General features: G+C 75.7%; 8 protein-coding genes. 3 read left to right on the plus strand and 5 right to left on the minus strand.

The genetic code is table 11. The features are described from left to right. The first annotated feature begins 50 nt into the window (after positions 1–50). Positions 51–2,687: a CHAT domain-containing protein gene (locus Ani05nite_RS36025; RefSeq protein ID WP_203775906.1), complete on the plus strand. Its 2,637-nt coding sequence runs from the start codon at positions 51–53 to the stop codon at positions 2,685–2,687. 49 nt (positions 2,688–2,736) lie between these two features. Here the strand turns inward: Ani05nite_RS36025 and Ani05nite_RS36030 are convergent, their stop codons facing one another. Both Ani05nite_RS36030 and Ani05nite_RS36035 read right to left on the minus strand, forming a co-directional pair. Continuing rightward, positions 2,737–4,689, minus strand: coding sequence for a hypothetical protein (locus tag Ani05nite_RS36030; protein WP_203775908.1), 1,953 nt, complete (start codon positions 4,687–4,689; stop codon positions 2,737–2,739). Positions 4,690–4,788: 99 nt separating this feature from the next. Beyond that, the gene (locus Ani05nite_RS36035) at positions 4,789–6,537 is read right to left on the minus strand and encodes a multicopper oxidase family protein (protein ID WP_203775909.1); all 1,749 of its coding nucleotides are present in this window, start codon (positions 6,535–6,537) and stop codon (positions 4,789–4,791) included. 185 nt (positions 6,538–6,722) lie between these two features. Here Ani05nite_RS36035 and Ani05nite_RS36040 point away from each other — a divergent pair, with 185 nt between their 5' ends. Then, complete coding sequence (locus tag Ani05nite_RS36040) at positions 6,723–7,703, plus strand: RICIN domain-containing protein (RefSeq protein ID WP_203775911.1); 981 nt, start codon at positions 6,723–6,725, stop codon at positions 7,701–7,703. An 82-nt stretch (positions 7,704–7,785) separates the two neighbouring features. Here the strand turns inward: Ani05nite_RS36040 and Ani05nite_RS36045 are convergent, their stop codons facing one another. Both Ani05nite_RS36045 and Ani05nite_RS36050 read right to left on the minus strand, forming a co-directional pair. Beyond that, positions 7,786–9,363 carry an ABC transporter permease gene (locus tag Ani05nite_RS36045; protein ID WP_203775913.1) on the minus strand — a complete coding sequence of 526 codons (1,578 nt, stop codon included), beginning with the start codon at positions 9,361–9,363 and terminating at the stop codon, positions 7,786–7,788. After that, on the minus strand, positions 9,360–10,280 hold the full coding sequence (locus Ani05nite_RS36050; RefSeq protein WP_203775915.1) for an ABC transporter ATP-binding protein: 921 nt from the start codon (positions 10,278–10,280) through the stop codon (positions 9,360–9,362). The genes Ani05nite_RS36045 and Ani05nite_RS36050 overlap by 4 nt, the downstream gene beginning before the upstream one ends. 293 nt (positions 10,281–10,573) lie before the next feature. On the opposite strand from Ani05nite_RS36050, the gene Ani05nite_RS36055 reads away from it, so the two are divergent. Then, complete coding sequence (locus Ani05nite_RS36055; protein WP_203775917.1) at positions 10,574–11,773, plus strand: Gmad2 immunoglobulin-like domain-containing protein; 1,200 nt, start codon at positions 10,574–10,576, stop codon at positions 11,771–11,773. A 52-nt stretch (positions 11,774–11,825) separates the two neighbouring features. Here Ani05nite_RS36055 and Ani05nite_RS36060 read toward each other — a convergent pair whose 3' ends face one another. Further along, complete coding sequence (locus Ani05nite_RS36060; RefSeq protein ID WP_203775919.1) at positions 11,826–12,119, minus strand: hypothetical protein; 294 nt, start codon at positions 12,117–12,119, stop codon at positions 11,826–11,828. Between the last annotated feature and the right edge of the window lie 16 nt (positions 12,120–12,135).

A 12,135-nucleotide genomic window follows, 5' to 3' on the forward strand; every position in this document is an offset into this window, starting at 1 on the left:
GAGAAAGTCGCCGGCGCGGCGGGGGCACGAGAAATCGCTCGGGAGGCACCATGGTCCGGGACACCACGGCCGGCGCCCTCGGGAACGAGGCCCTGCGCCTGGTCGACGCGCAGCCGCGACGCGCCTGGAGCCGCGCCGCCCAGGCCCTCGAGCTGGCCCGGCGGGCCCACGACCCGGCGTCGGCGGCGGTCGCCGAGCGGGCCCGGGGCCTGGCCGCCCTGCACCTGGCGGACCTCGACACCGCGCTGCGCTGCGAGCGCGGCGCGGTCCGGCTGGCCCGGCGGGCCGGCAACCCGACCCTCGCCGCCGAGGCCCGGATGAGCCTGGCGTACGTGCTGAGCTGCCGGGGCCAGCCCGGGCGCGCGCTCGGCGTCATCGACCGGGCCCGGGCCGACCTGACCGGGGTCCAGCGGTCCCGGGCCACCGCCCAGCGCGGCGCCATCCTGCAGCAGCTCGGCCGGCTCGGGGAGGCGCTGGAGACGTACCGGGAGGTGCTGCCCCGGCTGCGCACGGCGCGCGACTGGGTGTGGACCTGGCGGGTGCTCAACAACCGCGGCGTGCTCCAGGTGTTCCGCTACCACTTCGCCGAGGCGCTCGCCGACCTGCGTGCGGCCGAGCGGCTCAGCCGGCGCGAGGGGCTGGGCCTGCTCGCCGCCAACGTGCAGGAGAACCTGGGCTTCGCGCACAGCCGGCGGGGCGCCGTGCCGGAGGCGCTGCGGCACTTCGCCGAGGCCGAACAGCAGTACCGCGCGCTCGGGGTCGGGGTCAGCTCGCTGCTGCTCGACCGCTCCGAGCTGCTGCTGTCCGTGCGGCTCGCCCGGGAGGCGCGGGAGGCGGCCGAGCAGGTGGTGGCCGAGCTGACCCGCTCCCGCGGCGGCTTCAAGCTCCCCGAGGGTCATCTGATGGTCGCCACCGCCGCCCTGCTCGCGGGCGACTGCGGCGCCGCCCTGCCCGCGGCCCGGCAGGCCGCCGCCGCGTTCGCCCGCCAGCACCGCGACGACTGGAGCGCGGTGGCCCGGCTGATCGCGCTGCGCTGCCGGCTCGGGCAGGGCCTGCACGTCGCCGTGCCGCAGCTCGTGCGGGCCGCCGAGGCCCTGGACGCGGCCGGCTGGCGGCTGCCCGCCCTCGACGCCCGGATCACCGCGGCCCGGCTCGCGCTCGAGCGCGGCCGCCGCGGCGAGGCCCGCGCGCTGCTGGCCGCGGCCGGCGCCGCCCGCCGGGCCGGGCCGGCCGAGCTGCGCATCCGCGCCTGGCAGGCGACCGCCCTGGGCCACCTGGTCGACGGGCGGCGGCGGGCGGCCAGCTCCGCCATCTCGGCCGGCCTGCGCATCGCCGAGCAGTACCGGGCCACGCTCGGCGCCGCCGACCTGCTCGCGCACGTCTCGGGGCACCGCACCGAGCTGGTCGAGCTGGGGCTGCGGATGGCCGTCGAGGCCCGGTCGGCGCGCCGGGTGCTGTGCTGGGCCGAGCGCGGCCGGGCCAGCCACCTGCTGCTGGCCCGGGCCCAGCCGCCGCGCGACCCGGTGCTCGCCGCGGAGCTGACCCAGGTCCGGGCGGTCGTCGCGGAGCTGACCGACGCGCGCCGGTCCGGCGCGCCGGTGGCCGCGCTGGAACGGCGGCAGGCGGTGCTGGAGAACCGGGTCCGCGACCGCCTGCGGCGCCGCCACGGCGACTACACCGGGGCGGCCGCGCCGGCCTCGGTCGCTCAGCTCACCGAGGCGCTGGACGGCGCGGCGGTGCTCGAGTACGTGGAGAGCGCCGGCCTGCTGTACGTCCTGCTCGTCGCCGGCGGCCGGGTCCGCATGCGCCCGCTGGGCCGGGCCGCGGAGTTCACCGGCCCGCTGGAGCACCTGCCGTTCGCCATGCGCCGCGCCGCCGCCCGGGACCCGCACACCGCCGAGGCGGCCGGCCGGCTGCTCACCAGCCTCGGCCGCCGCCTCGACGACCTGCTGATCCGGCCGGTACGGGCCGAGCTCGGCGACCGCCCGCTGGTGATCGTCCCGACCGGGGCGCTGCAGTCCCTGCCGTGGGCCCTGCTGCCGTCCTGCGCCGAGCGCCCGGTGACCGTCTCGCCCTCGCTGACCCTCTGGCACCAGGCCGCCCGGCGCGCGCCCCGCGGCGGGGCCCCGCTGGCCGTCGCCGGCCCGGATCTGCCCGGCGCGGTCGCCGAGATCGCCGCGCTGCGCCGCCTGCACCCCGCCGCCCGGGTGCTGACGGGGGCGGCGGCCACCACGGCCGCCGTGCTGGCCGCCCTGCCGCACGCCGGGATCGCCCACCTGGCCGCGCACGGCACGTTCCGGCGCGACAACCCGCTCTTCTCCTGCCTGCGGCTGGCCGACGGCCCGCTCACCGTCCACGACCTGCAGACCCTGCCCGGCGTACCGGACCTGGTGATCCTCGCCGCCTGCGACAGCGGCCTGTCCCTGGTGTGCCCGGGCGACGAACTGCTCGGCTTCTCCGCGGCCCTGCTGACCATGGGCGCCCGCGCGCTGATCGCGGCCCTGCTGCCGGTGCCGGACGTACCCGCCGCGGAGCTGATGACGACGGTGCACCGCGAGCTGGCGGCCGGGGCGGCGCCGGCCGCGGCGCTCGCCACCGCCCGCCGCGACCTGGTCCGCCACGGCGGGCCGGCGGAGCGCGTGGCCGCCGCCGGCTTCGTCTGCCTCGGCGCAGGCCTGCGCCCCTGACCGTCCGCACCGCGCCGGAGTCCGCTCCGGCGCGGTGCGGGGCACCGGGTCAGGCGGCGAGCGCCTGGCCGGCCGCGGGTTCCCGCCGCGACCGCGGGCTCGCCGCCGCGAAGCCGCCCCCGGCCGCCAGCAGCAGCTCCAGCCGGTCCAGGTCGTCGTGGTCCCGGGCCTCGGCGACCCGGTCCAGGTGGGCCTGCCAGTCCGAGCGCAACCGGGTCGAGGTGGCCGCCAGCGTGTGGTGACCGCCGGCGAGCAGCCGGCCCGCCCAGCCGACCAGCGGGTGCTCGGTGTCGTCGGGCAGCGCGGTCACGTGCGCCACGGCGCCGAGCAGCCGGCGCAGCTCGCCGAGGTCGGGCCGGCCCGCGGTGAGCGCCGCGAACAGGTCCCGCCGGTGCACGTCGTCCCACGCGGTGAGCGTGCCCTCGTAGGCCATCCGGTCCAGCCGGCTCAGCGTCCGCGCCGCCTGCCCCAGCACGGAGGTCTCGGCCAGGTCGCGCTCGGCCAGGATGGCCGGGATGTGCCGGTCCAGGAACGGGCCGTGGAAGCCGGTGTCGGCGTCCATGTACCGCAGGATCTGCGCCCCGCCGACCCCGATGCCGTCCACCCCGGTCAGCACCGCCTGGGCCAGGTGGTGCCGGCGGAAACCGGCCGAGAAGTACGTCAGCAGCCCACGCTCGTGCGCCCGGTGCACCAGGGTCACCGCCTCGGCGTACGAGAGCTGCTCCAGCACGCACCGGCTCGGGTACGTGTCCGCGGTCCCGTCCCAGGTGACCTTGTCGAAGCCGCCGGCCCGGGCCAGCTCCACGCCGAGCAGGCCGATGTCCAGCCGCCCGGTGACCAGCCGGGCGTCGTGCAGCTGACCGGCCCGGTCGTCCAGCAGCGGGGTGTTGAGGTTGAACGCGGCCGACAGCACCTGGGTGAAGCGGTCCCGGGCCACCCCGGCCCGCACCGCCCGCATGAACTTCACGGCGCCGCGGGCGGTCATCCCCTCGATGGCGATCTTGCACTCGGCGAGGCCCTGGGCGAAGAGCTCCGAGCACGCCGCGGCGACGGTACGGGCCGTCTTGAGCATCGACGGCTCCACCGCCCCCTCGAAGACCGGCCGCCCGACGTACGAGGAGACGGGCGCGTCGTCGCCGACCAGCAGCCGCACCTGGCGTACGGTCTGCGGGTCCGGGATGCGGTACGGCTCGACCTGCCGGCGGTCCTGGTGGCCGCCGCGCTCCAGGTGTTCGATGTGGACGATGACGCCGTCGAGGTTGGCCAGCGACCGGACCGTGCCGTCGAGGTGGCCCTCGCCGGGATCGGTGACCGACATGTAGGTCTGGTGGTCGCGGAAGCCCGACGTGCCCCAGTGCCGGACCGACCCGGCGCCGCGGCTCAGCGCGTCGAACGCGAAGCGCTCGGCCACCAGCTGGGCGGCCGACGGCCGACGGCCCTCCCGGCGGGCCGCGCCGGCCAGCCGCCGCACCCGGGCCAGGAACGCGGCCGTGTCGAGCTCGGCCGCGGGGCCCCGCCCGGCGCCGCCGAGGCGGATCTCCAGGGCGCCGTCCAGCGGGGTGACCGTGCAGTCGCCGGTGTCGCCGCCGCCCGGCTCGAGGACACCGAGCAGCTCGGTGTGCGCCGCCCACACCTCCGCGACGGTCGCGGCCGGCGCCAGCACCACCGCGAGGCGCCGGACCGCGCCGGCGGCCGGGCCGCACCGGTCGGGGAAGTCCTCGGCCAGCCGCCCGCACTCGGCGGTCAGCTCCGCGTAGCTCTCGTCGAGCGTCAGCGCCTCGGCCGGTTCGGTGCCGCGCAGCTGCCGGTAGTCGCCGTCGACCGATACGGTCTCGAGGATCCAGCGGGCGCGGGCCTGGCGCAGCAGGTCCCGCGCGTGGGCCAGGACCACCCACCGGACGGCGCCGTCCGGGACGCGGATCGCCCCGGCCAGCGCCGTGCGGCCGACGGTGCGCGGGGCGTCGCTGCCGCGGTTGATGGTGGTGGTGAACGACTGTGCCATGGTGCTGTCCTCCGTCGGGTGGCCGGCGCGGTGCCGGCTGGTTGCCGCTGACGCAGGACCGAGCGGCGAACCGGCCGGGAAATACAGCCGGCGGCGCCGTCAATGGCTGTGCCCGCCGGGCATGCCGGGGATGCCCGCCGGGAGCACGACGAACGGGCGCATCATCCCGGCGTCCTCGTGCTCCAACAGGTGACAGTGGTACACGTACCGTCCACTGTGTCCGGTGAAGCGGGCGGCCACCACGGCCATCTCGTTCGGGTTGACCCGCACCGTGTCCTTCCAGCCGGCCTCCTCGGGCGGCACCGGCAGGGTCGCCACGTGCGCGATCGGCGGCTCCGCCTCGCCGGTGGCCGGGTCGAAGCCGCTCGCGTCGTAGGCCTCGCGCCGCAGGATCTGGAACTGCACCAGGTGCAGGTGGATCGGGTGCATCTGCCCGCTGAGGTTGAGCACCCGCCAGATCTCCCACCCGTCCTGGGTGACGTGGAAGGTGGCCGCGTCGGCCCACGTGCCGGCCACCATCCGGAAGCCCGCGGTGGTCCCGTCGGCGGCCTTGAGCCGTACCGTCCCCGGCCCGTCCGGGGCCGGTTCCATCTCGCGCAGCGGCTTGCTGGACTTGACCAGCATCACCAGCCGGTGCCCGTGGTCGTCCGGCAGGTCGTCGTGGGTCAGCCGGCGGAAGGTGGGCGAGAGCGTGGCGGGCACGGGCGTCGCGGGCGCCGCCGGGCCCGCCTCGACCCGCAGTTGCATCACGTTCGGGAAGGGCAGCCGGTTGGCCGGGTCGCCGGTCCCCGGCGCCGCCGTGGCCGGCGCGCCCCGGAAGGGCGCCGCCGCCGTGTTCACCAGCGTGAGGGTCTGCCCGGCCTGACCGCGCAGGTCCACCAGCACGTCGGCCCGCTCGGCGGGCGCCAGGACCAGGCCGTCGGGGGGTACGGCGACCGGCGCGCCCAGCAGTCCGCCGTCGGTGCCGATCAGCCACATCGTGCCGGTCACCGGTGCGCCGGCGGCGTCCAGCAGCACCAGCCGGTACGTGCGGGCGTTGGATGCATTGAGCATCCGCAGCCGGTGCAGCGCCGGGCGGAACCGCCCGTACGGCCAGATCCGCCCGTTGACCGTGGTGTACGGGCCGAAGAACTCGTTGGCGCCCTGCTCGGTCTTGTGCAGCAGCCGCCCGGTGAACCGCCCCTGCTCGTCCAGGTCGAGGTTGACGTCCTTGAGCACCAGCGGCAGCTCCCGCCGCCCGGACGGCAGGTCCAGCGCCTCCTCCTCGTCGTCGCGGATCAGGTACGTGCCGGCCAGCCCCGCGTACACCTGGTAGGCGGTCAGATTCATGGCATGGTCGTGGTACCAGAGCGCGGTGGCCCGCTGCTGGTTCGGATAGGTGGAGACGGACCGGTCGCCGGTCAGGACGCCGTTCTCCGGCCAGCCGTCGCTGGCGGCGGCCACCGCCGCCCCGTGGACGTGCACGGCGGTCCAGGCCGGCACGCCGGCCAGGTCGCGGGGGACGGCGCCGGAGCGGCCGGGCTCGTTCTGGCTGCCGGGCGGGCCGGCGACGGACGCGAACGGCAGCGGGCCGGTCAGCTTGTTGATCCAGTGGATGCGCACGGGCGCGTCGCGCCGGACCTCGATCGTGGGCCCGGGCAGGTGACCCTCGTACGCCCACACGGGGGTCCTCGGCAGTGCCCGATGCAGGCTCACGGTGGTGTTTCGCGCCCGCACCCGCAGCACGCCGCTGCCGTGGGAGTCGTACATCGGACGCAGCACCGGTGGCACGGGTAACTCGTCGACGAACGGCGTCAGGGTGGCGCCGGGCGCGGCGGTCGTCTCGGTGGTGGTGACAGTCATGGTCATGTCTCAGCCCTCCGTCTGCTTTGCCCCACATTGTGGGCGCAGCCGATGCCCGGATTCCGGGAGATGGCCAGGCTGACGACATCCGGACAGTTCGGGCAGCGGCCCGCGTACGCGGCTGGCACTAAACCGGGAGCACCCAGCCCGGCACGGTCCGTAGCGTCGGAGACCACGAAAGGGGACCGTCCGTGACCGAAGTCCGCACCCGCCTCCGCCCCGTCCCGTCCACGTTCCGCCGCCTGCGCCGCACCGTGCTCATGCTGGCCGCCCTCGCCCTGCTGGGCGCCTTCCTGCCGGCCGCGCCCGCGCAGGCGGCGGGCCCGGCGCCCAAGCTCCGCATCCAGAACGAGGCCAGTCGCCTCTGCCTGTCCCCCGCGGGCGGCAGCGGCGCTCTCAACGTCACGATCGTCCAGTTCTCCTGCGACGGCTTCACGCCGCGGTCCTGGGAGATCCTCGACAGCCCGGGCGGCCAGGGCCTCTACTACTTCAAGAACCTGTCCAACAGGCTGTGCCTGTCCCCGGCCGGCGGCAGCACGGGCCTGAACGTGATCGTCGTGCAGTACACCTGCGACGAGGACTCGTCGCGCTACTGGGAGTTCGTCCAGCTCGAGCGCGGCTTCGGGCTCCGGAACGTCAAGAGCCGGCTCTGCCTGTCGCCGGCGGGCGGCGACTCCGGGCTGAACACCGCGATCGTGCAGTACACCTGCGACGGTGACCCGGCCCGGCGGTGGACCGAGTTCGGCGCGTACCAGATCTCGAGCGCCAACGACGGCGGCCGGTGCCTGACCGTCGCCGGGGGCGGCACGGTCCGCAACACCACCGCCGTCACGTACTACTGCGACCGTCTCGCGTCACGGCTGTGGGACCTCAAGTACATCGACTATCCCCGGAGCGAGCGGGTCCTCCAGAACGTCAACAGCGGCCTGTGCCTCTCCCCGGCGGGCGGCGCCACCACGCCGAACACCGTGGTCGTCCAGTACTACTGCGACGGCGACCCGGCCCGCGTGTGGCGGCCGATCCCGGACCGCGACGGCTACGTCAAGATCCTGAACGTCAAGAGCGGGCTGTGCCTGTCCCCCGCGGGCGGCAGCACGGGCGTCAACGCGGCCGTCGTCCTCTACTACTGCGACGCCGACCCGTCCCGGCTGTGGCGAACCACCCTGGTGTGAAACGCGGGGGCCCCACCTGTCAGGTGACGGGCGGGGCCCCCGCCCGTTACCCGGCGCTCGTCCACAGCGGACATGTCGTAGGTCAGTAGCCGATGTCGCGGCGGCGCAGTCCCGCGTACCCCCCGGCCAGGCAGGCGACGGTCAGCGCGAGGATCACGAGCAGCGGGGTGAGCGCCGGGTCCGCCAGCGGCACCCGGGGCGTGTGGGCGAACGGCGAGGCCCGCTGGGACCAGCCCGGCAGGTCGAACGAGTCGGCGAAGAGGGCGACGACCGCGCAGTACCCCACGCCCGTCCAGGCCAGCGCGGCGCTCGGCCGGGGCAGCCAGCCCAGGACCAGGACCACCACGGCGACGACCAGCCACACCGCGGGCAGGTAGGCCAGCGCGACGGCGGCCATCCGGGGCACCTGGCCGGCGTCGGAGATGATCAGCCCGTAGGCCGCGCCCTCGCCGAGGCCGAAGGTGAGCAGGGCCAGGGCGCTGCCGGTGAGGGCCACGCTGAGCTGGCCGGCCAGCCAGGTCAGCCGGCTGGTCGCGGTGGCCAGCAGCGGCTCGGCCCGGCCCGAGGTCTCCTCGGCGCGGATCCGCAGGGCGCTGGTCACGCCGTACGCCGCCGCGATGAGCGCGGACAGGCCCACGGTCAGCGCCAGGTACGCGTCGACGACGTCGGCGGCGCCGCCCGGCAGGAACTGGGCCACCTCCGGGTTGTCGCGGATGTACTGCTCGATGCTGTCCGCGATGGACCCGTACGCGACGCCGAGCAGGCCCAGCCCCACGGCCCAGCCCAGCAGGCTCGCCCGCTGCAGGCGCCACGACAATGCGTACGCGTTGCGCAGCGACCGGGCGGCCCGCGCCCGGCCGGGCCGGGCCGCCACCAGGCCGGCGCCGAAGTCGCGCCGCCGCAACAGGGCCGACGCCGCCGCCACCAGCAGCACGGACAGGCCCAGCGGCAGCAGCAGCGGCCACCACCGGTCGCCGGTGTAGGGGAACGTGCGCTGGCCCCAGCCGATGGGCGAGAGCCAGGACAGGGCGCCCCCGCCGACGTCCCCGGCGGCCCGCAGGACGTACGCGGCGCCCAGGATCAGCGCGACGGCGCCGTACACCGCCCGGACGTTCTCGAAGACCTGGGCCGCGACCGCGGTGAGCGCGGCGAACACGAGGCCCACGGCGGTCATCGCGGCGCCGAACAGCACCGAGCCGGCCGCCGGCAGGCCGGTGCCGACCGCGACCGCCACGATCAGCGCGCCCACCGCGACGTTGGCCACCGCGGCCAGGGTCAGCGCCGCCGTGAGCGGGGCCGGCCGGCCCACCCGGGCCGAGCGGATCAGCTCGGCCCGCCCGGTCTCCTCCTCGGCCCGGGTGTGCCGGCCGACGAGGAACATGTTCATCAGCGCGACGACGATCGCCGCGAACGCGAAGATCTCGAAGACGACCTCCCCGCCGATCGCGCCGAGCAGCCGGGTCGGCCCGCTCATCGCGATCACCGCGGTGTTGCCGCCGATCGTGTGGCGCAGCCGTTCGAGGGCCTCGGGGCTGCCGTACAGCTTCTGGCTCTGCAGGGACTGGACCAGCACGAGCAGCGTCGCGCCCAGCAGCCACCAGGGCAGACCGGCGCGCTCGCGGCGCAGCAGGAACCGCAGCAGCCCGCCCGTGCCGGTCATGACGCCACCTTCTCCCCCGCCGCCCGGTCGTCGCCGTAGTGGCGCAGGAACATCTCCTCCAACGTGGGCGGGGTGCTGGTCAGGCTGCGCACCCCCAGCGGGGCGAGCCGGCGCACCACGGTGTCCAGCTCGGCGCTGTCGACGTCGAAGCGGGCGTGGTGGTCGGCCAGCACCATGTCGTGCACCCCGGTCAGCGCCTCGATGCCGGCCAGCGGCCGGGCGGTCTCCACCGAGATCGAGGTCCGCGTCAGGTGCCGCAGCTCGGTCAGCGTGCCGGACTCCACGGTGCGGCCGAGCCGGATGATGCTCACCCGGTCGCACAGCGCCTCGACCTCGGCGAGGATGTGGCTGGACAGCAGCACCGTGCGGCCCTGCCGCTTAACCTGCTGGATGCACTCCTGGAAGACCGACTCCATCAGCGGGTCGAGCCCGGAGGTGGGCTCGTCCAGCAGCAGCAGCTCGGCGTCGGAGGCCAGCGCGGCGATCAGCGCGACCTTCTGCCGGTTGCCCTTGGAGTACGCCCGGGCCTTCTTGCGCGGATCCAGGTCGAAGCGTTCCAGCAGCTCGTCGCGGCGGCGCTGGTCCAGCCCGCCGCGCATCCGGCCGAGCAGGTCGATGACCTCGCCACCGGTGATGCCCGGCCACAGCGTGACGTCGCCGGGCACGTAGGCCAGGCGGCGGTGCAGCGCGACCGCGTCCCGCCAGGGGTCGCCGTCCAGCATCCGTACCCGTCCCGCGTCGGGACGCAGCAGGCCGAGCAGCACCCGGATGGTGGTGGTCTTCCCGCTGCCGTTGGGCCCCAGGAAGCCGTGCACCTCGCCGGTGGCGACGCTCAGATCGAGCCCGTCCAGCGCCTTCGCGCTGCCGAACGACTTGCTCAAGGCGGCGACGGAGATCGCCTCGGTCGACGTGGCCATGTCAGCTCCTCTGCGGCGGAACGGATGGGAGTGCGCGTCGCGGCAGGGCGGGGAAGACGGTGGGACGGGGCGGGCGGGCGATCATGACGCCTCCACGGGTCAGCGACTCGCCGACCAGGCTTCCCGGCACTCCGCGCAGCATCGTACGACACCGTTTCCACCGGTGGCGGCCCGTGTCGCGGCGGTGGCCGGAAGTCGGGTCGATCGGCTCCGGAGAACAGGTCGCCGAGCCCTGATCAGGCGGCCGCCGAGGTCGTAGGGTCGCATCGTGGGGGGCGCCGCAGGAGGCCACCATGAATCTTCCGATGAGACCCCGGTGGGCGGCAGCCGTGCTCGGCGTGTTCGCCGCCGTCGTGCTGGTGCTGGGCGGCATCTGGCTGGTGGTCCGCGACGACGGGGACCACGGCACGGCGCCGCCGGCCGCCGGCGAACCGGCGAACCCGGCGCCGGGCGGGTCCCCCGACGGGGTACCGGGAACGACACCGGGCACGACACCGGGCACGGCGCCCGGCACGGCCCCGGCCACGATGACGGTCAAGGTCTACTTCCACCGCGGGTCCGCCGACGATCCCACCCGGGTGGTCGCGGTGCCCCGCCGGGTGCCGCGCAGCCCGAAGGTGGCCACGGCGGCGCTGACCCAGCTGCTGGCCGGGCCCACCCGCGCGGAACGCGACGCGGGCTACTGGTCGGTCTTCACCCCGGCGAGCGCGGGCAGGCTGCGCGGCGTCCGCATCGACAACGCGGTCGGCTACGCCGACTTCCGCGACCTGCGCCCGGTCCTGCCGACCGCCGGCTCCAGCGCCGGCACGGCGGCATTCCTCGCCGAGCTGGACGCCACGTTCAAGCAGTTCGGCACCGTGCGCCGCACGGTGTACTCCCTCGACGGTGACGTCGCGGCGTTCTACGAGTGGCTGCAGTTGTCGCCGCCGGAGACCACCATGCCGCCGCTGGCCGAGGCCCGGCGGGTCGCGCGCGCGTGGCTCGCCGACGTGGCCGGGATGCGGGCCGTCAGCGTCGAGGGCTCGCGGTGGCGCAGCGACTTCATCGCCACGGTGGACGTGCGGTCCCGCACCGGCGAGAACGGCTCGGTGGCCGGCCCGCTCAGCCGGGTGGTCCTGGGCCGGTCGGCGACGTCGTTCAGCGTGCTCGGCGTCACCACCGGCACCATCGTGGTCGACCGGCCGCCGGACGCCATCACGCCCAGCCGCCTCGCGGTCGTCACCTCGCCGCTGACCGTCAGCGGCCGGGCGCTCGCCTTCGAGGGCGGGGTCAACGTCCGCGTGGTGCAGGTCCGCGACGGCGTCGTGCGGCAGCTCGGCAGCGGACACGTCACCGGCGGGGGCGACGTGCTGCGGCCGTTCACCGGCCGGATCGCCTTCGCCGCGCCGAGCACCGACACCGGCTGGGTGCTGGCGTCGGAGCTGTCCGCGTACGACGGCTCGGTCGTCAAGGTGACGGCCGTCCGGGTGGCCTTCACCCATCTGCACGCGTGACGGCACGAACGTGCCGGGCGCCCGACGGGCGCCCGGCACATCGGTGTCGCGATCAGGAACGCCGCTCGAACAGCTCCCGCACCTGGGCCCCGACCCGGGTGAACGCGGTGTCGAGCGCGTCGGTGAGCAGCCGGCCGACCTCGCGGACGTCCGCCCGGACGGCGTTGTCCTGCACCGCGTTGCCGGCCGCCTGGAACGCCTCCTCGACATCGGCCCGCAGCCGGCCCATCGCGTCCCGGACCTCCCGGTTGTCGCCGGCCTGCTCGACGTGCAGCTTCAGCTTGAGCGCCAGGGCCTCCACCCGGTCCGCCAGCTCCTGCCACTGAGTGGACTGATCGGTCGTCATCGCACTCCCCTTCCTC

The organism is Actinoplanes nipponensis, assembly GCF_016862275.1.
GTDB classification, from domain to species: Bacteria; Actinomycetota; Actinomycetes; order Mycobacteriales; family Micromonosporaceae; genus Actinoplanes; species Actinoplanes nipponensis.